This window comes from Mesorhizobium sp. SEMIA396, assembly GCF_024518615.1.
In the GTDB taxonomy this organism is placed as follows: domain Bacteria; phylum Pseudomonadota; class Alphaproteobacteria; order Rhizobiales; family Rhizobiaceae; genus Mesorhizobium.
On sequence record NZ_JANIFC010000003.1, the window covers coordinates 102,713 to 126,385 of the forward strand.

The following is a 23,673-nucleotide window of genomic DNA, read 5'->3' on the forward strand; positions in this document are numbered from 1 at the left end:
GTCGGCATGACTACCGTAAAATTCACCGCAATGAAGGATGGCGACCGGGACGACTACGAGTTCCTGACCGCGCATGAGATCGACTACGCGGCCAGGACCGGCGAGCGGCTGCTCGACGCGCTGGTGCAGCTCGACGCGGGCCTATCGGGCTACAAGATCACCCGGCTCGGCCATTCGCTGCAGGCGGCGACGCGTGCCTGGCGCGACGGCGCCGACACCGACTGGATCGCCTGCGCGCTACTGCACGACATCGGCGACATCTATGCGCCTTACAATCACGATGAATATGCCGCTTCGATCCTCAAACCCTTCGTGCGCGAACAATGCACTTGGGTGGTGGAGAAACATGGCGACTTCCAGCGGCTCTACTATGCCCATCACCTCGGCGGTAACCGCCATGCGCGCGACCGCTTTGCCGGCCACGCCTATTTCGACGATTGCGACCAGTTTTGCGAACGCTGGGACCAGTCCAGCTTCGACCCCGATTATGACACGCTGCCGATCGAATTCTTCCGGCCCTTCGTCCTCGAAGTCTTCGCCCGCAAGGCATACGACCCGTCCGTGATCCGCGCCGGCGAACGCGTGCCGCTCATAGATCCCACAACCGCCATGACCAGAACCGGAGCTTCCGCATGAGCATCATCAACAAGGCAGCCGCCATCGGTGGCGGCGTCATCGGCGCCGGCTGGGTGGCGCGGCTGCTGCTCAACGGCATCGACGTGTCGATCTTCGATCCCGATCCCGAGGCGTCGCGCAAGGTCGGCGAAGTGATGAAGGGCGCGCGCCGCGCCTACAAGCAGATGGTACCCGGCGGTTTGCCGAAAGAGGGCAAGCTGACCTTTGCCAAGACCATCGCCGAGGCAGTGGCCGATGCCGATTTCATTCAGGAAAGCGTGCCGGAACGGCTCGACCTCAAGCACCGGGTGCTCGCCGAGATCGATACCCACGCGCCGGCCAATGCGATTGTCGGTTCCTCGACCTCCGGCATCAAGCCAACCGACATGCAGGTGGCGATGAAGAAGCATCCGGAGCGGCTGGTCGTCGGCCATCCGTTCAACCCGGTCTATCTCCTGCCGCTGGTCGAGATCGTGGGCGGCGAGCAGACCTTTCCCGAGGCGATCGAGGTCGCCAAGGAGATGTATGCCTCGATCGGCATGAAGCCGGTCGTCATCCGCAAGGAGATCGAGGCCTTCGTCGGCGACCGCCTGCTCGAAGCGGCATGGCGCGAGGCGCTGTGGCTGATCAAGGACGGCATCTGCACGGTCGAGGAACTCGACGACATCATGCGCTATGGCTTCGGCCTGCGCTGGGCGCAGATGGGCATGTTCCAGGTCTATCGCGTCGCCGGTGGCGAGGCCGGCATGCGCCACTTCATGGCGCAGTTCGGGCCCTGCCTGAAATGGCCATGGACCAAGCTGATGGATGTGCCGGAGTTCAACGACGAACTGGTCGACCTGATCGCCACGCAGTCGGACGACCAGGCGCATGGGCTGTCGATCCGCGAGCTGGAAAAAATCCGCGACGACAATCTGGTCGCCATCATGGATGCGCTGTCGAAGCAGAACAAAGGCAAGGGCTGGGGCGCCGGCGCCCTGCACAAGGACTATACCAGGCAGCTGGCCAAGCTGGCGGCGAAGAAGCCCACGGCCTCCAAGGCTGCCGAGAAGGCCAAAGCCTTGAAACCGGTCAAGAAAGCCGAAAAGCCGAAGAAAAAGCCCGGCAAGAAGAAAGGCTGAGAGCATGGATTTCGGGCTGTCGGAGGAACAGAGGCTCATCGTCGAGACGACGCGTGCGTTCGTCGAGAACGAGCTTTACCCGCATGAGCGCGAGGTCGAGCGCACCGGCGTGCTGCGCCGCGACCTGATCGAGGAGATCAAGGTCAAGGCGATCGAAGCCGGGCTCTATGCCGCCAACATGCCGGCCGATGTCGGCGGTGCTGGCCTCGATACGGTGACTTGGCTGCTCTACGAAAAGGAGCTTGGCCGCGCCAATTACGCGCTGCACTGGACCTGCGTGGCGCGGCCCTCCAACATCCTTTTGGCCGGCACGCCGGAGCAGCGCGAAAAGTACCTGTTCCCCTGCATCCGCGGCGAGAAATGGGACTGTCTGGCGATGACCGAGCCGGGCGCAGGCTCCGATTTGCGCGGCATGAAGGCGACGGCGGTACAGGACGGCGACGACTGGGTACTCAACGGCACCAAGCATTTTATCTCCCACGCCGACCTCGCCGACTTTGCCATCGTTTTCATGGCTTCCGGCGAAGAGGATTCGCCGCGCGGCAAACGCAAGAAGATCACCGCATTCTTCGTCGACAAAGGGACGAAGGGCTTCACCGTCCGCGATGGCTACCGCAACGTCTCGCATCGCGGCTACACCAACGCCATCCTCGAATTCGACGATTGCCGGCTTCCCGCCGCCCAAGTGTTGGGCGAAGTCCACAAGGGGTTCGACGTCGCCAATTCATGGCTCGGCGCCACCCGGCTGCAGGTCGGCGCCACCTGCCTCGGCCGCGCCGAGCGGGCGCTTGGCCATGCCATCGAGTATGCCGCGCAGCGCCAGCAGTTCGGCCAGCAGATCGGCAAGTTCCAGGGCGTGTCGTTCAAGCTTGCCGACATGGCGACCGAATTGAAGGCCGCCGACCTGATGGTGTTCGAAGCCGGCTGGAAGTACGATCAGGGCACTGTCACCGATCAGGACATGGCCATGGCCAAGCTGAAGGCCACCGAGATGCTTGCATACGTTGCCGATGAGGCGATCCAGATTCATGGCGGCATGGGACTGATGGACGATTTGCCACTGGAGCGCATCTGGCGCGACGCGCGCGTCGAGCGCATCTGGGAAGGCACGTCAGAGATCCAGCGCCACATTATTTCAAGGGCGCTGCTGCGTCCGTTCGGGGCATAACATATGCATAAACTTGAGCGTCTCCTGCGGCCGAAATCGATCGCCGTCTTCGGCGGTGCGCAGGCCGCGGCCGTCGTCGCGCAATCGATCAAGATGGGCTTTGCCGGCGAGATCTGGCCGGTGCATCCGACCAAGGACGAGGTCGCGGGCCGCAAGGCCTATCGTTCGGTCGCCGATTTGCCTGACGCGCCGGACGCCGCCTTTGTCGGCGTCAACCGGCATTTGACCATCGAGGTGATCAAGGCGCTGGCCGAGCGCGGCGCCGGCGGCGCCGTCTGCTTTGCCGCCGGCTTCCTTGAGACCGAGGCCTACGACGACGACGGCGAGCGGCTGCAGGCCGAGCTGGTTGCGGCAGCCGGCTCGATGCCGATCATCGGGCCGAATTGCTACGGCCTGATCAATTATGCCGACGGCGCGCTGCTGTGGCCCGACCAGCATGGCGGCATAAGACTGGCCGAGGGCGGCAAGGGCGTCGCCATCATCACCCAGTCCTCCAACATCGCCATCAACATGACGATGCAAAGGCGCGGCCTGCCGATCGCTTTCCTGATGACCGCCGGAAACCAGGCGCAGACCGGGCTGTCCGAAATGGCGCTTGGCCTGATCGAGGACGAGCGGGTCACGTCGCTCGGCCTGCACATCGAGGCTTTCGATTCGGTAGCCGGCTTCGAGCGGCTGGCAGCACGGGCGCGCGAGCTGAAAAAGCCGATCATCGCCATGAAGGTCGGCCGTTCCGAACAGGCCAGGCAGGCGACCGTCTCGCATACCGCGTCGCTGGCCGGCTCGGATGCGGCCTCGGGTGCGTTCCTGCGGCGGCTCGGCATTGCGCGTGTCGATTCGATTCCCGCCTTCATCGAAGCGCTGAAGCTGCTGCACATCACCGGACCTTTGCCCGGCTATAGGCTGTCGTCGATGAGCTGCTCCGGCGGCGAGGCCTCTGTCATGGCCGACAGCGCCGAAGGGCGCTGGGTCAATTTCCCTGTGCTGACCGACAGCCACCGCGCCCATGTCAAATCGACGCTCGGGCCGCTGGTCGCGGTCGCCAATCCCTTGGACTATCACACCTTCATCTGGAACAACGAGCCGGCGATGACCGCCACCTTCACCGCAATGGTGTCGGGCGGCTTCGACCTCAACATGCTGGTGCTGGATTTTCCGCGACCTGATCGTTGTTCGGTCACCGATTGGTGGGCGACGCTGCGCGCCTTCGAATCGGCGCTGAAGACCAACAAGGCGCATGGCGCGATCGTCTCGTCGCTGCCGGAAAACCTGCCGGAGGAGTACACCGCCGAACTGATGGCGCGCGGCATGGTGCCGTTGTTCGGCATTTCGGAAGCCATGGATGCCGCCGGGGCGGCGGCCTTCATCGGCTGGGCTTGGGCCGAACCGCAGGCGCAGCCGATCGACACTTCTGCTGCCGGTGCGCCTGGTGGCGACCATGTCACGCCCGACGAGGCCGAAGCAAAATCGCGGCTGATCAAGGCCGGCCTGCCGGTGCCGAAAGGCGAACGGGCCGCCAATGCGGTCGAGGCGGTGATTTCGTCGATGGCGCTCGGCTTTCCCGTCGCACTGAAGGCGCTCGGCGTCAGCCACAAATCCGAAGTTGGCGCCGTCAGGCTCAACCTCAGGGATGCCGAATCCGTCAGCACCGCGGCGCATGACCTCTTGCCGCTCGGCACCGGGCTCTATGTCGAGCGCATGGTGCGCGACGGTGTCGCCGAGCTCATCGTCGGCTTCACCCGCGACCCGATGTTCGGTGCGGTGATGACCTTGGGCACCGGCGGCGTGCTGGTCGAATTGTTGCGCGACAGCGTCACGCTGATGCTGCCGGCGACGCGCGACGATATCGAGGCGGCGCTGCGCGGCCTGAAACTGTTCCCGCTGCTCGAGGGCTATCGCGGCCGGCCAAAAGCCGATGTCGCGGCTGCCATCGATGCCATTTCGGGCATTGCCGCCTTCGTGCAGCAGAATGCCGGTGAGATCGAGGAACTCGACATCAACCCGCTGATCGTCTGCAGCGAAGGCAAGGGCGCCTGGATCGCCGACGCACTGCTGGTGCTGGGAGAGAACAAGAATGTCTGACGTCATTTCGACCCGCCGCGAGGGCACCATCCTCGAGGTCACCCTCGACCGGCCCAAAGCCAACGCCATCGACCTGAAGACCTCTCGGCTGATGGGTGAGACCTTCAAGGCATTCCGAGACGATCCGGAATTGCGCGTCGCCATCGTCAAGACCGCCGGCGACAAGTTCTTCTGTGCCGGCTGGGACCTCAAAGCCGCTGCCGGCGGCGATGCCGTCGATGGCGACTATGGCGTCGGCGGCTTTGCCGGGCTGCAAGAATTGCGCGACCTCAACAAGCCGGTGATCGCTTGCGTCAACGGCATGGCGGTCGGCGGCGGCTTCGAGCTGGCGCTGTCCTGCGACCTCATCTATGCCTCCGATCATTCCTCCTTCGCGCTCCCCGAAATCCGCGCCGGCACGCTGGCCGACGCGGCAACGATCAAACTGCCGAAGCGCATCCCCTACCATGTCGCCATGGACCTTCTGCTGACCGGCCGCTGGATGGATGTGGCCGAGGCGCATCGCTGGGGCCTGGTCAACGAAGTGCTGCCCAAGGAGAAGCTCGAGGACCGTGTCTGGGAGATCGCCCGGCTGCTCGCAGGCGGCCCGCCGCTGGTCTTTGCAGCGATCAAGGAGACCGCGCGTGTGGCCGAGGCGCTGACCTTCCAGGACGCCATGAACAAGGTGACCCGCCGCCAGCTGCCGACGGTCGATGCCCTCTACGGCTCCGAGGATGGCATGGAGGGTTTTCGCGCTTTTGCGGAGAAGCGTGAGCCGGTTTGGAAGGGGAAGTAGTGGATACCGCCGGAACGATGGCGCTTACCCCCCTCTGGCCTGCCGGCCATCTCCCCCTCAAGGGGGGAGATTGGCAGCTTCGATCTCTGCACTCTTCTTGCGACGCAGAAGGTTGGCGAAAGTTTTCGCAACATCCGATCTCCCCCCTTGAGGGGGAGATGTCCGGCAGGACAGAGGGGGGCGCCCTGGCTCAGCCTTGGGCGCCTTTCCAGCACCCATGACCGATTACAAAACCCTCATCGACGCCGAGACCTGGGCGTTCATAGAGCGGACCAATTCTTACTATCCGCCCGACACGATCGACTACACGATCGCGCAGCAGCGCGGGATCTATGACCGCATGTGCCGCGAATTCTTTGCCGGCTATCCCGAAGGCGTGGCGGTCGAAACCTCAGCCATTGCGACGCCCACGCACGACATCCCGATCCGCACCTACCGAAGCACACACAAAGCTGCGGTGACGGTGCTCTATGTCCATGGCGGCGGCTTCATCCTCGGTGGGCTGGACAGCCACGACGATGTCTGCGCCGAGCTCTGTGCCCGCACCGGCTATGAGGTGGTCTCGGTCGATTATCGGCTGGCGCCGGAGCATCTGCATCCGGCGGCCTTCGACGATGCGATGAGCGCCTTCGAATGGGCCGCCGCCAATCGCGATCATTCTATCGTGCTGTGCGGCGACAGCGCCGGCGGCAATCTCTGCGCCGCCGTCAGTCACGCCACGCGTGACCGTTCGAAAAGGCCGTTTGGCCAGGTGCTGATCTATCCCGGCCTCGGCGGAGACCGCGCGAAAGGCTCCTATGTCAAGCACGCCGAAGCGCCGATGCTGACCGTGCGCGATCTCGAATTCTACAAGCACATCCGCACCAGCGGCGTGGATAGGACCGGGGACATCACGCTGTCGCCGCTCGCCGACACCGACTTCTCCAACCTGCCGCCGACAGTACTGATCACCGCCGAGTGCGACCCGCTGTCGTCGGATGGCGAGAGCTATCACGACCTGGTCGTGGCGGCGGGCGGACGCGCAACCTGGTTCGAGGAAACGGGGCTGGTGCATGGTTATCTCCGAGGCCGGCACACGGTCGGCCGCGCCCGCGCAAGCTTCACCCGGATCGTCGATGCGGTGACCGCGCTTGGACAGGGCGATTGGCGCTGGTGATCGCGGCTGGACTCTGAGGACCGACCGGCCCCGGCTCATCCCACCGAAGCGGCCGCCGCACGACCGGCGCTGCGGCCGGAAAAGATGCAGCCGCCGAGGAAGGTGCCCTCAAGCGCCGCATAACCATGCACACCGCCGCCGCCAAAACCGGCGGCTTCGCCGACGGCGTAGAGTCCCGCAACAGGCTGGCCATCGGCACCCAGCACGCGGCTGTCGAGATCGGTCTGCAGGCCGCCCAGCGTCTTGCGGGTCAGGATGTTGAGGCGCACCGCTATCAGCGGGCCGTTTGCCGGATCGAGCATCTTGTGCGGCTTGGCCGTGCGGATCAGCCGGTCGCCGAGATAGGCGCGCGCCCCGCGCAGAGCGGTGATTTGCATGTCCTTGGAGAACGGGTTGTTGAGCTGCCGGTCGCGGGCGCGCATTTCGCGCTCGACCTGGGCTACCTCAAGAAGCGGCTCGCCGCCGGCCAGCGCGTTCATGCGCGCGACCAGCGTCGGCAAGTCGGCCTCGACGATGAAATCCTCGCCCTTCTCCATGAACGCCTTGACCGGGCCCGGAATGCCCGATGTGGCGCGGCCGAGCACCTGGCGCCAGCTCTTGCCGGTCAAATCGGGGTTCTGCTCGGAGCCCGACAGCGCGAACTCCTTCTGGATGATCTTTTTGGTCAGGATGAACCAGGAATAATCGAAGCCGGTGCTCATGATGTGGGAGAGCGTGCCCAGCGTGTCGAAACCGGGATAGAGCGGCATCGGCAGGCGCTTGCCGCGCGCATCGAGCCACAGCGATGACGGGCCGGGCAGGATGCGGATCGCATGATCGGTCCAGACCGGCGCCCAATTCTTGATGCCCTCGACATAGTGCCACATGCGGTCACGGTTGATGATCGAACCGCCGGCCCGTTCCGTGATCGCCAGCATGCGGCCGTCGACATGATCGGGCACGCCGGTGATCATGCGCTTCGGTGCGGCGCCCAGCCGTTTGGGCCAATTCTCCCGCACCAGTTGATGGTTGGCGCCGATGCCGCCGGAGGCGACGATCACCGCTTGCGCGTGAAGCTCGAAATCGCCTGATATTTCGCGCGAACTCTTGTGGCCGCGCTCGACATCGCTGGGCTGCAGGATGTCGCCACGCACACCTGTCACAACAGCACCCGTCCGCGTCAGTTCATTGACGCGGTGGCGGAATTTGAAACTGATCAATCCGCGCTTTTGGGCCTCGCGCACGCGCTGGGCGAACGGTTCGAGCACACCGGGGCCGGTGCCCCAGGTAATGTGAAAGCGCGGCACCGAATTGCCGTGGCCGATTGCATTGCCGCCGCCCCGCTCGGCCCAGCCGACCACAGGAAAGAATTTCAGGCCGCGCTGCATCAGCCAGGAGCGTTTCTCGCCGGCGGCGAAACCGACATAGGCTTCCGCCCATTTGCGCGGCCAGAAATCCTCCGGCCGATCGAAAGCCGCGGTGCCCAGCCAGTCTTCCAACGCCAGGTCATGCGAATCGCGGATGCGCATGCGCCGCTGCTCGGGCGAATTGACGAGGAAAAGGCCGCCGAACGACCAGAACGCCTGACCGCCCAGCGACTGCTCCGGCTCCTGGTCGACAATGATGATTTTCTTGCCGGCCTCGGCAAGCTCGGCGGCGGCAACCAGCCCTGCAAGACCGGCGCCGACAATGATCACGTCCGCATCGTCAGCCATCTTTCCTCCCAGAATTAGCCGGCTACTTCAATGCAAGGGGTCAGACTGTCTCCCAGCCTTCTTTGCCGCCGGCGCGGAAGATGGCATCGATGACTTTCTGGTTGAGCACGGATTCCTCCAGCGTGAAGACGCGCTCCTTGCCGCCCTGTGCCGCACGCGCGAAGGTCTCGACCTCCAGCCGGTATTGCTGCGTGCCGGGAAAGCGGAACACTTGCGTCTCGGTGTGGTTCTGGTTGTGCAGTTCGACGCGGTGGTGGTCGTAGAGCCCGGCATTGAAGGGCGAGAACAGCTCGATGAAACCCTTCTCGCCGTGGAACACCATCACCTGGCGCGCCGCCATCTGCGTCGACAGATAGAACGACAGCTCGAAGTCGCCGAAATCGGCGCGGATCGAGGAGTAGATGTCGGTGCCGAATGTCTTGTCGCGCTCGATCGTCGCCTGCACGCGCAGCGGCTCCTTGCCGGTCGAAAAGCGCGTCGACACGGTCGGGTAGACGCCGATGTCGGGCAGCGCACCACCGCCGAGATCGAGCTGGTTGCGCATGTTGCTGGGGTCGACATTGTAGTAGGAGAAGGCACCCTGCACATGGCGCAGCCGGCCGATGGCGCCGCTGGCGATGAGGTCGCGTACCTTGATCCATTGCGGGTGGTAGATGACCATGAAGGCCTCGCAGACCAGCACCTTTTTCTGGTCGCGCAGCTTGATCAGCGGCAGGATGTCCTTGGCGTCGAGCGCCAGCGGCTTTTCGACCAGCACGTGCTTGCCGGCTTCGATGGCCTTGGCCGCCCATTCGACATGCTGCGAGGTCGGCAACGGGATGTAGACGCCATCGACCTCGTCGGAGGCAAGCAGTTCCTCATAGGAGCCGAAGGTATGGCGCGCGCCGAAGCGCTCGGCCAGCGCCTTGGCCTTCGACAGGTCACGGCTGGCGATCGCCGACAGCACGCCGTTCTCCGCCTCGACCATCGCCGGCAACAAATGCTCGCGGCCGATCTTGGCCGTCGACAACACACCCCATCGGAACATCAGGCTTCTCCATCACAATTACAGGCAACGAGGTTTGCCCGAAATCGCCGGAAAAGCCAATGACGAGGGTCAGCCCCTTTTGCCGGTCAGCGTCATGTCGAAGTCGACGATGTTGGAATAGATTGGCGTGCCGACATCCATGCCGTAGCGCGACCTCAGCACCTTGCCGGTGACATGGAATTTGATCGTCCCGGCCTTGAGACCGCCAAGCTCGGCCATGAACTTTTCCGGAAACGTCTTGCCGCGCGCCGTCAGCCGGCCGCTGACGAGGGCCGTGGTGTCGCTGGTTCGGGTCACGCTGGTAGAGCGGAACTGGATCTCCGGGTTGTTGGCGGCATCGAACACCGCGTCGGAGCGCAGGAAGGCATCGATACGGCTCTGGCCGGTGCCAACGCTTTCGGGAAAGATGGTGAAATTGACCTGCGAGTGCCCGACATCGCTGTTGTCGATGCGGATCGAGCCCTTGAAGCGGGCGAAGGCGCCATTCAGGCCGCCGCCGCCGACCTTGCCGATGGAGAAGCGGATGCTGGAGTTGGCCGGGCTGATCGAATAGCTGCCGGCGGCGTCACCAAGCGCGACGGCCGCTGAAACAGGCATGGCGAGGCAAGCGGCGACCGCCGCAAATCCGAGGATGCGCGTGTACATGGGGATGTTCCTTGTTGGAGGCAGCGCATTCCTGCGCCCTCACTCCATGAACGAATGAACCGCTCGCTCTATTCCGGATCTGACGAAGGCGTGATCATGCGCATGAGCACGCCATCCCTGAGCTGGAAATGATGCCGCAGTGCCGCCGCAACGTGGAGAGCCACAAGCGCCATGCCGGCATAGGCAAGATACCAATGCGCCGCCGCCCAGAAGCTTTCGGCACCATCCGATTCGGCCAGCGGCAGGTTCGGCATGACGAACAGGTTGAACGGCAGGCTGGGTATCTCCAGCATCGAGACCGACACGAGCGCCCACCCGGACAAGGGCAAGGCAAGCTGGAACGCGTAGAGCGCAAAATGGGCCAACGGTGCCGCCCGACGTTCCAAAGTCCCGACCGAGCGCGGCAGCGCCGGCGTTGTATTGCCGTAGCGCCAGACGATGCGCAGGATGATCAGGCCGAGCAGCAGGAAGCCGAAGGATTTGTGCAGCTGGATCAGTTCGAAGGCGGTGCGCTGGCTGGTCACCCGCACCATGACGAAGCCGAGAGCGAACTGGCCGATGAAGATCAGCGCAATCAGCCAGTGAAGAATGATCGCGCCCCAGCCATAGCGGGTGGTGCTGTTGGTGATCGATGTTTGCATCGTTGGTGAACGACCGCGATGCCGGTTATCTTCCACCAAGGGGGGGCGAGCCCGCTTTATCCACTCACCTTGAAGAAATCGACAAAGGCCCTGAGCGCTGGCCGCATCTGACGGCGGCTCGGATAATAGACAAAGAAGCCGTCGAAGGGCGGGCACCAGTCCTCCAGCACGCGGATCAGCCTGCCGTCGGCGAGCGGTGCGCGGACATAGTCCTCAAAGACGAAGGCGAGCCCGGCGCCGTCGACCGCCGCCTGGGCGATCAGATGGTCCTCGTCGAGGATCAGCGGTCCCTCCACCGCCATCTCGATCGTCTCGCGGCCTTTCTCGAACTCCCAGCGGTAGAGGATGCCGCTGGAGAAGCGGAAGCGGATGCAGCGGTGGCCGGCCAGGTCGCGCGGGTGGCGCGGCTTGGGGTTGACCTCGAAATAGACCGGGGCGCCGACCACCGCGCCGCGAAGGTCCGGCCCGATGCGCACCGCGATCATGTCGCGCTGCAGGCTCTCGCCAAGCCGGACGCCAGCATCGAAGCCGCCTTCCACCACGTCGGTGAAGCGGTCCTCGATGACGATCTCCAGCACGATGTCGGGATAGGCCGACGCAAAGGCGCCCAGCCGTGGCGTCAGCGCCAAATGCGCTGCCGTGCGCGGCACGGTCAGGCGCAGATTGCCGGCCGGCCGGTCGCGCGTCTCGATTGCCGTCTCCAGCGCCAGGTCGATCTCCGACAGCGCCGGCCGCAACCGCTCCAGCAACTGCGCACCTTCTTCGGTCGGCGCGACGCTGCGTGTGCTGCGCGCCAGCAGCCGAACGCCAAGCCGCGCCTCCAGGCTGGATACCGCGTGGCTGACAGCCGAAGGCGCGATGGCCAATTCCCTGGCGGCGCCCCGAAAGCTGCCGCATTGAGCGACAGTTGCCAGCACGGCCAATTGGGAAAGATGCGCGCGATTCATTGATCTATCTTTTAGTACAGCCCGTGCGGATGGAAGCCGATTATCGAACACAAGGCAAGGCGCTATTTCTCCCACATCGCAACAAGGAGACGCGTTATGCAAACCCGCAAGCTAGGAACTGAATTGAACGTCTACCCCGTCGGCCTCGGCTGCATGGGCATGAGCTTCGCCTATGGCGGCCAAGCGGAAGCCGATGCGATCGCCACGCTGCACCGCGCCGTCGATATCGGCGTCAACTTCTTCGACACGGCGGAGGTCTATGGCCCCTTCGAGAACGAGATTCTGCTCGGCAAGGCGCTGAAGCCGGTGCGTGATCATCTGACGATCGCGACAAAATTCGGCTTCCGGATTCTGGAGGAAGGTACAGGCCTCGACCGCATGGCGGGCGTCGACAGCCGCCCCGAGCACGTCAAAGCGGTCGCCGAGGCCTCGCTGAAACGGCTGGGCACCGATGTGATCGACCTCTACTACCAGCACCGTGTCGACCCCAACGTGCCAATCGAGGATACGGTCGGCGCCATGGCCGAACTGGTGCGCGAGGGCAAGGTGCGCGCGCTTGGCCTGTCCGAGGCGAGTGCCGCGACCATTCGCCGGGCCCATGCCGTGCATCCGGCATCGGCCGTGCAGAGCGAATATTCGCTGTGGAGCCGCGACCCGGAAGACGAGGTGTTCGCCGTCTGCCGCGAGCTCGGCATCGGCTTCGTTCCCTATAGCCCGCTCGGCCGTGGGCTGCTGACCGGCACGATCGCCAAGCCCGAGGCCTTGAGCGACGGCGACTGGCGCCGGACCTTGCCGCGCTTCCAGGCCGAGGCGATGGAAGCCAACGCCGCTGTCATCGCCACCTTGGAAAAGCTGGCTGTTGAAAAGGGCGTGACCTCGGCACAGCTGGCGCTGGCCTGGGTGCTGCACCAGGGCGATTTCATCGTACCGATCCCCGGCGCGCGCAAGATACGCCATCTGGAGCAGAACACGGCGGCGGCGGACATCGAGCTAAGCGCGGCCGAGGTGCAGGCTATTGGTGACGCGCTGTCGCCCAACAAGGTTATGGGCAAGCGCTATACTGAGGAGTTGCTGGCGCTGGTGAATGGGTAAAAACTGCGAGTAAGCGAAAGGGGCGCCGGGCGCCCCCTTTTCGTACGCAGCGCGGTGCAAAAGGTGGGAGACGCTGGCGTGAAGCGCGCCCTCTGCCCTGCCGACATTTCCTACCAAGGCACGACAGTGATCTCCGGCCAATACTCCTGGGCGCGTCTGCCCTTCGCCTCATGCGTCTTCTGATTGTCCATCACCCGGTTCGGTGTGATGCGGAACGAAAAAACATCATCCAGCCCGAACGGCGCCACCAACACCAGCTGCCCGTCAGCATCGTATCGAACCCCGACGGCGTGCGTCTTCGACGCGAAATAGCAGACGGGATCGCTGGCGTTCGAATAGCGCGGGCAAGGCCACCCGAACTTCTGCGGATACCAAAGATGCACCCGCGCCTGATTGCGCACCTCGACCGGCAGCGGCAGTCCTTCGAAATGCTTCTCCGCGCGGCGAATAACGGCGTCCTCGGCCTCGTAGGAGAGGTCGCTGTCATCGAAGTAGAACAGGTCGACATCCCTGATGCCATACCCCGAAGGCTTGCCGGTCAGATGGTTCCAAACACTGTTGTAGAGCGCGCCGGAAACCACCAGCCAGTCCGGCAGGTCGAGCGTGCGAGCCCGCGCCAGCGCGTCGCGTAACAGCGGGTCGGCAAGCACGATGGCGAGAAATGCCGCGCGCTGCTCTTCAAGAGGAAGGCCCGAATAGGAGAGAGGATCCATCGCCCTTTGGAGAGCGATTCGGCAAGTATCCGCAATGCTTCGCCCATAGCGCCACCAAAGATGTGGCCAGATTGCAACGTGACCGGACCATGATGCTCGGCCTGGCCCTAAAACAGCCCCACCCTCGTCATCTGACGACTATGCGCGTCTGCCCATCTGCCGGCATGGACGATTGCTATTGGAATTTTCCACACCGGCTGGGGTAGCCTGGGCATGCAGATATCGTCGGTTTGGCCAGCAGCATCGTCGAGAGGACCGATCGACAGGGCAAAATTGACTGCGAAGTGGTTCTGGATTGCCGCGACCTTCTGCGTTCTGATCGCAGCCTCGCTCAATGCAAGTGCTGCGGCGGAGCCGATCGTGATTTCCCCGGCCACGCTGCCGGATGGGAGAGTTGGTGAGCACTATGATCGGACGCTGATGGCTTCAGGCGGAGCTGGCGGGCCATACACGTTCGCGCTCACTTCGGGGGTCACGCCGGTCTCCTTCAGCAGCGGCGGCGTCCTCTCCGGGGCAGTGATAGCCGCCCCCGGCACCTATAATTTCAGAGTCCTGGCGACAGATCAGGTCGGCAACACCGGCACACGCGACTACACGATTGTGATCGCGGACAACCCGGTCTTGATTTCGCCTGCTGCGTTGCCCGGCGGGCAGATTGGCCAGCCGTATAACCAGGCGCTGACGGCTTCGGGTGGCGCTGGCGGTCCCTACACGTTCTCGATCGTTTCGGGCTCCATGCCCGTCGCCTTCAGCAGTGCCGGCGTCCTCTCAGGGCCAGTGATAGCCGCCCCCGGCGTCTACAGTTTCAGGGTCCGGGCGACAGACCATGTCGGCAACAGCGGCGAACACGACTACACCATCGTGATCGCGGACAACCCGGTCGTCATTTCACCAGCTGCCTTGCCCGGCGCGCAGATTGGCCAGCCCTATAGCCAGGCGCTGACGGCTTCGGGTGGTGCTGGCGGCCCCTTTACGTTCTCGATCGTTTCGGGCTCCATGCCCGTCGCCTTCAGCAGTGCCGGCGTCCTCTCCGGGCCGGTCATAGCGGTCCCCGGCGTCTACAGTTTCAGGATTCGGGCGACGGACCATGTCGGCAACAACGGCGAACGCGACTACACGCTTGCGATCACCACTGGCCCGCCCATCGTAATTTCACCGGCAGCTTTGCCCAATGGCCAGGTTGGGCAGCCCTATAGCCAGATGCTGACCGCAACCGGCGGTGTGGGCGCGCCTTACACGTTTCAGCGGATCATCGGAAATCTGCCCGAAGGCGTTTCGCTCGCAACCGATGGCACACTCGGCGGCACGCCGACCGAGAGCGGATCATTTGCCTTTGCCGTCGATGTGTTCGACACCTCCGAGAACAGGGCAAGGCGCGAGTATACGCTGGACATCGCTGCGGCGCCCCGACCGACGGCGCCGTCACTGACCATGACGATCGTTGCCGGCATGTCAGCTTCGCTGCCGTTGACGCCGGGTGCTACCGGCGAACCATTCAGCGCCGCGGCGATCATGTCCAGCGCCCCCGCCGAGGGCGGCACGGCGACGCTGTCCGGCGCGCCCAACTACCTACTGACCTTCGCGTCCTCGCCGGTGTTTTCAGGCACCGTCATCGTAACGTACACACTGACCGGCCCCGGCGGCGTTTCCGATCCGGCCACGGTGACCATCACCGTCACCACGCGGCCGGACCCCTCCGACGATCCGGAGGTCGCCGGGCTGCTCAATGCCCAGGCGCAAGCGGTGCAGCAATTCGCCGCCGGGCAGACAGACAATATCAACCATCGCATGGGCGCTTTGCGAAGCGAGGCGTGCCGCAAGGCCTTTGCGAATGGGCTCGAACTGTCTGGCCAAGGCGCCGATGGCAATGCCGCCAGCGTCGACTTTCCAGACGGATCCGATTGTGGGGGCGAAGCGGCAAAGCTGGGCTTCGGCTTGTGGGCCGGCGGCCACATCGATCTCGGCCATAGTTCGCCTGATGATAGCGCGGAGCGGGACTCCGTTTCGATCAACATGACCACCGGCATCGACTACCGTTTCAACGACCGTTTCGTCGCCGGTCTGGCCGTCGGCTACTCCAGCGACGACAGCGACATTGGCGGCAATGGCACCGAGAGTTCCGGCGAGGCCTACAGCGCGACGCTCTATGCAAGCTATCGCCCGGCCGAAAACCTGTTTCTCGATGCCCTGGCCGGCTACGGTTCGTTCAGCTTCGATTCGAAGCGCTTCGTGACAAGTGTTGGCGGCTTTGCCGACGGTCAGCGTGACGGCGACCAGATTTTCGGCTCGCTGACTGCCGGTTTCGATCATAGCGTCGGCGGGCTGCGACTCACTCCGTTCGCCAGGTTGACGGCATCCTCTTCGAGCCTCGACGCGTTTACCGAAACCGGAGCAGGCATCTATTCGCTGAGCTTCGGCAAGCAGAGCGTCGACAGCCTCGGCGGCACGCTTGGCCTTGCCGGCGGCTATGACATGCCGGTGGCCCTCGGCGTCTTCACACCACGCTTCCGGTTTGAATACACTCACGAATTCTCCGGCTCGAGCGACGTCGATATCCGCTACGCGGATAGTCCGGATGGCCTTGTCTATGGCTTCCAGACGCAGCCTTTGGCGAGTGACCAGGTGATGATCGGCCTGGGCGCCGATCTGCTGCTGCACCAAGGGTTATCCATCGGGCTCGATTATCGCGGCACAATCGGCTTTCAAGACAGCTACAGCCATGCCTTTGGCCTGAGGGTCGGCGGCGGGTTCTGACCATTGCGGCAACGGCTGCTTATCCGTCCCGTAGACGGATGAGCAGCCCCATCGCTAACAGTTCAGTCGCCTTGGGCGCTACGTCCTCAGAACGCCACCGGCCTGCTTGCCGACATTCTCGACGATACGCTTGGCCAGTGCCTCGAAATCCTCGTCGGTCAGTGTCTTTTCAACCGGCTGGATCGACACTTCGATGGCGATCGATTTCTTGCCCTCGCCCAGCGAAGCGCCTTCGAAGATGTCGAAGACCGAGACGGCGGTGATGAGCTTCTTGTCGGCGGCGAGCGCCGCGCGCACCAGCGTGCCGGCCTCGACCGTTTTGTCGACGACGAAAGCGAAGTCGCGCTTGACCGCCTGGAAGGGGGACAGTTCCAGTTTCGGCTTGGTTTTCGTCGGCTTGGCCTTCGGCTCGGGCACGGCATCGACAAACACTTCGAAGCCGCACAGCGGGCCGGAAACATCGAGGCCTTCCAGCGTCTTCGGGTGGAATTCGCCGAAGGTGCCGAGCACGGTTTTCGGACCGAGCTTGATCGTGCCGGAACGGCCGGGATGATACCAGGCCGGGCCGCCGGCCTCGATCTGCAGCCGGTCGACAGGCGCACCGCAGGCTTCCAGTGCGGCGATCGCGTCGGCCTTGGCGTCGAACACGCCGACCGCACCCGAATTGCCGGCCCAGTTGCGGCCTGAGCCGTCGAGCTTGGCGGTGCCGCGGCGCACGCCGGCGGCCACGCGCCGCTGCTGGTCGGCGCCGTCGCCCTCATAGGTGCCCGAGACTTCGAACAGCGCCACGTCGCCGATGCCCTTGTCGGCATTGCGCTGGGCAGCAGCAATCAGGCCCGGCAGCAGCGACGGCCGCATGTCGGACATGTCGGCGGCGATCGGGTTGGCGAGCTTCAGCGCGGTCTGGCCGCCGCCGAACAGCTCGGCGTGCTTGGCCGGAATGAACGACCAGGTGACGGCTTCCATCATGCCGCGCACGGCAAGCGCGCGCTTGGCGGTGCGGGTACGGACCTGCAGCGTGGTGAGGATCCTTGCATTGACCGCGTCATGCGCACCGAGCGGCTGCGGTGCGATGTTGTCGACACCATGGATGCGCATGACTTCCTCGACCAGGTCTGCCTTGCCGTCGACGTCGGGGCGCCAGGACGGCACGGCGACATTGACCACATCGCCCGATCCCTCCGGCTTGAAGCCGAGGCGCGACAGGATGTCGAGGCTTTCCGCCTTGGGAACCTCGATGCCGGTCAGCCTCTTCACTTCCGAAAGCGGGAAGGAAACGATCTTCGACTTGTGGCCGGCATAACCGACGACTTCCATTTCGGTCGGCGTGCCGCCGCAGAAATCGAGCACCAGTTTCGTTGCCAGCTCGACGCCGGGAACCATGAATTCGGGGTCCACCCCGCGCTCGAAACGGTAACGCGCGTCGGTGATGATGCCGAGCGTGCGGCCGGTGCGCGCCGTGGTGATCGGATCCCAAAGGGCGGATTCGATCAGCACATCTGATGTGTTCTCGTCGCAGCCCGAATGCTCGCCGCCCATGATGCCGGCGATGGACTCGACGCCGTTGTCATCCGCGATGACGCACATTTCCGGCGTCAGCGTGTATTCGCGGCCATCGAGCGCCTGCACCTTTTCACCATCGCGCGCGCGGCGCACGACGAGATTGCCGGCAACCTTGCTGGCGTCGAACACATGCAGCGGGCGGCCGCGGTCGAAGGTGACGTAATTGGTGATGTCGACCAGCGCGCTGATCGGCCTCAGCCCGATGGCGATCAGCCGCTGCTGCAGCCATTTTGGCGACGGCCCATTCTTGACGCCCTTGACCAGCCTGAGCGCGAAGCCGGGACAGAGCTCCGGCGCTTCGATCGTTACCTTGACCGGACACATGCCGTTGCCGACATGCGGCATGATGGCGCCGCCGACGAGGCGGCCAAGCCCGCTCGCCGCCAGATCCCTGGCGATGCCGTAGACGCTGGTCGCATCCGGCCGGTTCGGCGTCAAATTGATCTCGATGACCGGATCGTCGATGTGCGCATAGGCAGCGAAGCTGGTGCCGACAGGCGCATCCTCAGGCAGGTCGATGATGCCGTTGTGCTCGTCGGACAGTTCCAGCTCGCGCTCGGAACACATCATGCCATGGCTTTCGACCCCCCTGATCTTGCCGACCGTCAGCGTCACGTCGATGCCGGGCACATAGGTGCCGGGCGCGGCAAAGGCGCCGATCAGGCCGGCCCGCGCATTGGGCGCGCCGCAGACGACCTGCACGGGTGGCTTGCCGTTGCCCGTATCGACGGTCAGCACGCGCAGCCGGTCGGCATCGGGGTGCTGCACCGCCGTCAACACCCTGGCTATGACGAAGGGTTTCAGGCTCGACTTGTCGTCGACATGCTCGACTTCGAGGCCGATCGAGGTCAGCCGCTCGACGATCTCGTCAAGCGTGGCGTCGGTCTCTAGGTGGTCCTTGAGCCAGGAGAGGGTGAATTTCATGGGACTGTTCCGTCTGGTCTTTTGACGCTTGTTTTCAGATGTCTCGGCAGGTCGTCGGATATATGCAGGAAGGCAAGCTGTTCGCTGACATAGGCATGCTGCGTCGGCTCAAAATCGGCCGGCGCATCCATGGCGCCGAGCATGAAGTAGATGTCGTCCTCCAGCCGCTCGTCGACATAGGCGATGGGTGAGCCGCAGGTGCCGCAGAAGGAGCGCGTCACCGGGCCGTTCTCATACATCTTCAGCGCCTTGCCGGTGAACGCGACCTGATCGACCAGGAAGCCGACAAAGGCCGACATCGGCGCGCCGCTGGCCCGCCGGCAATCGCCGCAATGGCAATAGCTGACGTGATGCGGTTCGACTGATGCCTCGAACCGCACGGCGCCGCAGCGGCAGCCGCCGGCATAGGGCGCTGTCATGCGCTCAGGCCTCCGAACAGCGTCGGCATGTCGAGCGGCCTGAACCCGTAATGCGACAGCCAGCGCACGTCGGCATCGAAGAAGGCGCGCAGGTCCGGCATGCCGTATTTCAGCATGGCGATACGGTCTATGCCCATCCCCCAGGCAAAGCCCTGATATTCGTCCGGATCGAGCCCGCCATGGCGCAGCACGTTGGGGTGCACCATGCCGCAGCCGAGGATCTCCATCCAGTCGGAGCCTTCGCCGAAGCGCACTTCGCCGGGCCTGGAGCGGTCACACTGGATATCGACCTCGAGGCTCGGTTCGGTGAACGGGAAGAAGGACGGCCGGAAGCGCATCTTGACCTGCGGCACCTCGAAGAAGGCCTTGCAGAACTCCTCCAGCACCCACTTCATGTTGGCGACGTTGGCCGTCTTGTCGATCACCAGCCCCTCGACCTGATGGAACATCGGCGAGTGGGTGGCATCCGAATCCTGCCGGTAGGTCTTGCCCGGAATGACGATGCGGATCGGCGGCTTCTTCGTCTCCATGGTGCGGATCTGCACCGGCGAAGTGTGGGTGCGCAGAAGCTTGCGCTCGCCCTTCTCGTCCGGCTGGAAGAAGAAGGTGTCGTGCATCTCGCGCGCCGGATGGCCTTCTGGGAAATTCAGCGCGGTGAAATTGTAGTAATCGGTCTCGATATCGGGACCTTCGGCGATGGAAAATCCGAGGTCGCCGAAGATCGCCGCAATCTCGTCGATGACCTGGCTGATCGGGTGTATACGGCCGCGCTCAGCCGGCGACTGCCGCACCGGCAGCGTCACATCGACCTTTTCGGCGGCGAGGCGCACGGTGATCGCCACATCTTTCAACTCGGCCTTGCGCGCCGTCAGCGCATCTGTGACGCGGTTCTTGAGTCCGTTGATTGCGGGGCCTTTGACCTGACGCTCCTCGGCGGTCATGGCGCCAAGGGTCTTCAGCATCTCGGACACGGCGCCCTTCTTGCCGAAAGCAGCGATGCGCACGGCCTCGATGGCCGGCTCATCGGCGGCCGAGGCGATTTCGGCCAGAAGTGAGTTTTCAAGCGTATCCAGGCCAGTGGTTGCGTCGTTCACGGTCAAAACTCGCTACGTTGGAAATCAGCTCTAAGTGAAAGTCACTTTTAAGTTGAAGTTCAGGCAAAAGAAAAACCCGCGCCAGCCGTGCCAGCGCGGGTTCCCCAAATCAGAATTGCGAATGCTTGGGAAGCGCTGGTCTTAGGCGACAGCGCTTTCAAAAGCGTTCGGCGTGGTGTTCTTCAGATATTCGAGCGCCACCTTGGCCTTGGCGACCAGGGCTGCGAAAGCCTGCGGCTCATGGATGGCCATGTCCGACAGGATCTTGCGATCGATCTCGATGCCCGACTTGTTGAGGCCGTCGATGAAACGGCCATAGGTCAGGCCATGCTCGTGCGTCGCGGCGTTGATGCGCTGGATCCACAGCGCGCGGAACGAGCGCTTGCGGTTCTTGCGGTCGCGGTAAGCGTACTGCAGCGACTTTTCCACCGCCTGCTTGGCGATGCGGATGGTGTTCTTGCGGCGGCCGTAGAAGCCTTTCGCGGCTTTCAGGACCTTCTTGTGCTTGGCGTGCGAGGTGACGCCTCTTTTTACGCGTGCCATGTCATGATCTCCTTAAAAGCAATTCCAGGAAAAGTGCCTTGCGGTTTTCCGTTCGGAATTGCGTAAAACAAATGCGTGTCCAGACCGAATGCCTTATTTGAGCGGGATGTTATCCAAAAAGTCTGCAACTTTTTGGCATCACGCCTTAGAGGCCGTTCGGCAGAAAATTCTTGATGACCTTCTTGCCATCCGGTTCAGCCAGAACCATCGTGCCGCGGGCATTTCGAATGAACTTGTTGGAACGCTTGATCATGCCGTGACGCTTGCCGGCAGCAGCCGACAGGACTTTACCCGTACCTGTGATCTTGAACCGCTTCTTGGCGGCCGATTTGGTCTTCATCTTGGGCATTTTGCTACTCCGTATTGTTGGCGCACTATCGCGCTTCTTGTTCGCTTCGGGCCGACCAAAGCCCGAAAAGCAAATGAAACCGCCACGGCATGCCCTGCCGGGCGGTTTTCTTGAACGGCGGTCCTATACGTTAAAGACGGCCCGCGCGCAACACCTGTGGAGATGCGGCGCTGTGTCCTTGGTCAGGGCAGCGTGAACCAGACCGGCAACATGCCTGACAGCTGGGCTCCGTCTATCAATTCGAAGGCCGGCAGGGCGATGAGAAACACCAGGCCGTCGAGCAGCGTGGTCAGCAGCAGGCGGGGCTTGAAGCTGCCCGTATCGCCCTCCTGGTAGAGCGACAGCTTCGGGAAGAAGCGCGGCACCTTCTCCAGATAGGCCTGGTACGGCGCGCCGAGCGCTTCCTTGAGGAACTTCTCTTCGCGCAGGATGACGATGTGGAAGGCACCCGCGCACAGCAGCGCAAAGAGAATGATGCCGGAGAACGAGCCGATCTGCGCACCGACGCCGGCCGCGGCTACGGTCGAGAACACATAGAGCGGGTTGCGGGTTATCGAGTAGGGCCCACCGGTCACCACCTCGGAAGATTTGCGCCCGCCTATGTAGAGCGTCGCCCAAAGGCGCCCGACGATGCCGAGGAAAATCAGCAGCACGCCGAACATTTCGATCGACTCATGCACCCAGGTTTCAGGCGGAAAACTTGATTGGCCGAACAGCAGTGCCAGAAACAGCACCACCACCAGCACCGCAAGCACCATGCGGCGCATATGCTGATAGCCGCCCAGCCCGTGTGCCTCGACGGGCGCAGACTTGATTTCATTGACCATGGCGGAATCCGATCGTCGAAAAATTTGCCGGCGATCGCAGCTTCTGGCCAAGAAAACAGGGCCTCGCCGATCGTTGGGATGACTTGCAGGATAATTCAGGCGGATTTAATGCACGTCGCCTTTTTTGACTGCCTACCGCCGCTCAATACAGCCAGAAGAGGACGGGAATTACACCGCTTTCCTGTCCGGACTCGATGAGTTCGAAAAACGGTATGGAAACCAGAAACATCAAGCTGTCGCGCAGCGTGTGATTGAAGATGCGCGGTGTGAAGGTGACCTCGGCCTGATCGCGATAAAGTCGGGGATTGGGAAAAAAGCGCGGCACCCGTGCGACGTAGTCCTTGTACGGCGCCCCGAGCACGGTCGTCAAATGCCGTTCCTCGCGCAGCGTGACGATGTGGAACGCGGCCGCGCACAAAACCGCCGACGCTACCGCGACGATCGCGCTGCCGGTCTGGGTGCCGATGCCGACGGCTGCTACGGTGGAGAAAAAATACAGCGGGTTGCGCATCACCGAATATGGGCCGGTTGCAACCACTTCGGCCGACTTGCGGCCGCCGATATAGAGGATCGACCAGAGCCGGCCGCCGATCCCGATCAGTATCAGGGCGATCCCGTGCGCCTCTATGCGTTCGTGGGTTAGTTCATCGTGCGGGGAGCCGCCGAAGATCAGCAAAGCGCAAAAAGCACCGATTAGCAGCGCCAGCAGGACGCGCCGGCGCCGCTGATAGCGACCCATTTCACTCGTAGAACGTGCCGCAGCGGTCATGGCAGAATCCTTTTGCCGCGAGGACCGGCAACCAGAATCCTTGTCGATGCAACTTGCGGAGAAATCATGGCGAAGACAAAACAAACAAAAGGCCGCCGAAGCGGCCTTTGCTTTTGACGGGGATCGCTCTAGCGCGGCGACAGCACCATCATCATCTGGCGGCCTTCGAGCTTCGGTTCCGCCTCGACCTTGGCGATCGTCGCCACTTCCTCGCGGACCTTGTTCAGAAGCTGCATGCCGAGTTCCATATGCGCCATCTCGCGGCCACGGAAGCGCAGCGTCAGCTTGACCTTGTCGCCTTCCTCGAAGAAGCGGCGAACCGCCTTCATCTTGGTCTCGTAGTCATGGCTGTCGATGTTCGGGCGCATCTTGATCTCCTTGATCTCGATGACCTTCTGGTTCTTGCGCGCCTCGGCCGCCTTCTTCTGGTTGGCGTATTTCAGTTTGCCGAGATCGAGTATCTTGACGACGGGGGGCACCGCATTGGGCGATATCTCGACGAGATCGAGCCCAGCCTCTTCGGCGAGCAGCAATGCGTCGTTGATGGAAACATCGCCGCGGTTCTGGCCTTCGGCGTCGATAAGCTGGACCCGGGGAACCCGGATGTCACGGTTGGAGCGCGGGCCATCCTTGGTCGGCGCCGCTGCTTTGAAAGGTCTGCGAATGGTCGTGGTCTCCTTGGCCGTTTCGTTCAGGGTCTGTCAGTGTTGATGCATGGACGCGCCAATGTGGTGAGCGCGCGGGCGGAGTCAATA

Annotated in this window: 22 protein-coding genes; 8 read left to right on the forward strand and 14 right to left on the reverse strand. The window is 63.3% G+C overall.

The window, feature by feature from the left end:
• The first annotated feature begins 6 nt into the window (after positions 1-6).
• The 6 genes from NP503_RS09940 to NP503_RS09965 all read left to right on the forward strand — a co-directional run bounded on the left by NP503_RS09940 (position 7) and on the right by NP503_RS09965 (position 6,917).
• Positions 7-636: an HD domain-containing protein gene (locus tag NP503_RS09940; protein ID WP_127269384.1), complete on the forward strand. Its 630-nt coding sequence runs from the start codon at positions 7-9 to the stop codon at positions 634-636.
• The gene (locus NP503_RS09945; RefSeq protein ID WP_127269385.1) at positions 633-1,736 is read left to right on the forward strand and encodes a carnitine 3-dehydrogenase; all 1,104 of its coding nucleotides are present in this window, start codon (positions 633-635) and stop codon (positions 1,734-1,736) included. Before NP503_RS09940 ends, NP503_RS09945 begins: the two co-directional genes overlap by 4 nt.
• A 4-nt stretch (positions 1,737-1,740) precedes the next feature.
• Positions 1,741-2,904 carry an acyl-CoA dehydrogenase family protein gene (locus tag NP503_RS09950; RefSeq protein ID WP_127269386.1) on the forward strand — a complete coding sequence of 388 codons (1,164 nt, stop codon included), beginning with the start codon at positions 1,741-1,743 and terminating at the stop codon, positions 2,902-2,904.
• 3 nt (positions 2,905-2,907) lie between these two features.
• Positions 2,908-4,986, forward strand: coding sequence for an acetate--CoA ligase family protein (locus NP503_RS09955; RefSeq protein WP_127270181.1), 2,079 nt, complete (start codon positions 2,908-2,910; stop codon positions 4,984-4,986).
• On the forward strand, positions 4,979-5,761 hold the full coding sequence (locus NP503_RS09960; RefSeq protein ID WP_127270028.1) for a carnitinyl-CoA dehydratase: 783 nt from the start codon (positions 4,979-4,981) through the stop codon (positions 5,759-5,761). The genes NP503_RS09955 and NP503_RS09960 overlap by 8 nt, the downstream gene beginning before the upstream one ends.
• Positions 5,762-5,978: 217 nt before the next feature.
• Entirely contained in the window at positions 5,979-6,917 is a 939-nt protein-coding gene (locus tag NP503_RS09965; RefSeq protein ID WP_127270026.1) for an alpha/beta hydrolase, read from the forward strand.
• 35 nt (positions 6,918-6,952) lie between these two features.
• Here the strand turns inward: NP503_RS09965 and NP503_RS09970 are convergent, their stop codons facing one another.
• From NP503_RS09970 to NP503_RS09990, 5 genes are all read right to left on the reverse strand, one after another.
• On the reverse strand, positions 6,953-8,611 hold the full coding sequence (locus tag NP503_RS09970) for an FAD-binding dehydrogenase (RefSeq protein WP_127270179.1): 1,659 nt from the start codon (positions 8,609-8,611) through the stop codon (positions 6,953-6,955).
• Positions 8,612-8,651: 40 nt separating this feature from the next.
• Entirely contained in the window at positions 8,652-9,638 is a 987-nt protein-coding gene (locus NP503_RS09975) for a Gfo/Idh/MocA family protein (protein ID WP_127266814.1), read from the reverse strand.
• Positions 9,639-9,707: 69 nt separating this feature from the next.
• Positions 9,708-10,283, reverse strand: a complete 576-nt coding sequence (locus NP503_RS09980; RefSeq protein WP_127266813.1) for a YceI family protein — start codon at positions 10,281-10,283, stop codon at positions 9,708-9,710.
• Positions 10,284-10,351: 68 nt separating this feature from the next.
• A complete protein-coding gene (locus tag NP503_RS09985) occupies positions 10,352-10,924 on the reverse strand; it encodes a cytochrome b (protein WP_127266812.1) in 573 nt (190 codons plus the stop codon).
• A gap of 56 nt (positions 10,925-10,980) precedes the next feature.
• Complete coding sequence (locus tag NP503_RS09990; protein WP_127266811.1) at positions 10,981-11,871, reverse strand: LysR family transcriptional regulator; 891 nt, start codon at positions 11,869-11,871, stop codon at positions 10,981-10,983.
• A gap of 96 nt (positions 11,872-11,967) precedes the next feature.
• Between NP503_RS09990 and NP503_RS09995 the strand changes: the two genes are divergently transcribed.
• A complete protein-coding gene (locus NP503_RS09995) occupies positions 11,968-12,963 on the forward strand; it encodes an aldo/keto reductase (protein ID WP_127266810.1) in 996 nt (331 codons plus the stop codon).
• A 110-nt stretch (positions 12,964-13,073) separates the two neighbouring features.
• Here NP503_RS09995 and NP503_RS10000 read toward each other — a convergent pair whose 3' ends face one another.
• Complete coding sequence (locus tag NP503_RS10000; RefSeq protein WP_127266809.1) at positions 13,074-13,676, reverse strand: nucleotidyltransferase family protein; 603 nt, start codon at positions 13,674-13,676, stop codon at positions 13,074-13,076.
• 273 nt (positions 13,677-13,949) lie between these two features.
• Between NP503_RS10000 and NP503_RS10005 the strand changes: the two genes are divergently transcribed.
• Positions 13,950-16,430, forward strand: a complete 2,481-nt coding sequence (locus NP503_RS10005) for an autotransporter domain-containing protein (protein WP_164748778.1) — start codon at positions 13,950-13,952, stop codon at positions 16,428-16,430.
• 78 nt (positions 16,431-16,508) lie between these two features.
• On the opposite strand, the gene pheT is transcribed toward NP503_RS10005, so the two are convergent.
• The 8 genes from pheT to infC all read right to left on the reverse strand — a co-directional run bounded on the left by pheT (position 16,509) and on the right by infC (position 23,583).
• Positions 16,509-18,917: a phenylalanine--tRNA ligase subunit beta gene (pheT, locus tag NP503_RS10010; RefSeq protein WP_127266807.1), complete on the reverse strand. Its 2,409-nt coding sequence runs from the start codon at positions 18,915-18,917 to the stop codon at positions 16,509-16,511.
• Positions 18,914-19,336 (reverse strand): GFA family protein, encoded by a 423-nt coding sequence (locus NP503_RS10015; RefSeq protein ID WP_127266806.1) that lies wholly within the window; start codon positions 19,334-19,336, stop codon positions 18,914-18,916. The genes pheT and NP503_RS10015 overlap by 4 nt, the downstream gene beginning before the upstream one ends.
• Positions 19,333-20,430 carry a phenylalanine--tRNA ligase subunit alpha gene (pheS, locus tag NP503_RS10020; protein WP_127266805.1) on the reverse strand — a complete coding sequence of 366 codons (1,098 nt, stop codon included), beginning with the start codon at positions 20,428-20,430 and terminating at the stop codon, positions 19,333-19,335. The genes NP503_RS10015 and pheS overlap by 4 nt, the downstream gene beginning before the upstream one ends.
• Before the next feature lie 141 nt (positions 20,431-20,571).
• Positions 20,572-20,973, reverse strand: a complete 402-nt coding sequence (gene rplT / locus NP503_RS10025) for a 50S ribosomal protein L20 (RefSeq protein WP_013528310.1) — start codon at positions 20,971-20,973, stop codon at positions 20,572-20,574.
• A 145-nt stretch (positions 20,974-21,118) separates the two neighbouring features.
• Positions 21,119-21,322, reverse strand: coding sequence for a 50S ribosomal protein L35 (gene rpmI / locus NP503_RS10030; protein WP_006201248.1), 204 nt, complete (start codon positions 21,320-21,322; stop codon positions 21,119-21,121).
• 182 nt (positions 21,323-21,504) lie between these two features.
• On the reverse strand, positions 21,505-22,149 hold the full coding sequence (locus NP503_RS10035) for an isoprenylcysteine carboxylmethyltransferase family protein (protein ID WP_127266804.1): 645 nt from the start codon (positions 22,147-22,149) through the stop codon (positions 21,505-21,507).
• A 142-nt stretch (positions 22,150-22,291) separates the two neighbouring features.
• A complete protein-coding gene (locus tag NP503_RS10040) occupies positions 22,292-22,918 on the reverse strand; it encodes an isoprenylcysteine carboxylmethyltransferase family protein (protein ID WP_127266803.1) in 627 nt (208 codons plus the stop codon).
• 128 nt (positions 22,919-23,046) lie between these two features.
• A complete protein-coding gene (gene infC, locus NP503_RS10045) occupies positions 23,047-23,583 on the reverse strand; it encodes a translation initiation factor IF-3 (RefSeq protein ID WP_013528312.1) in 537 nt (178 codons plus the stop codon).
• Positions 23,584-23,673 lie beyond the last annotated feature (90 nt).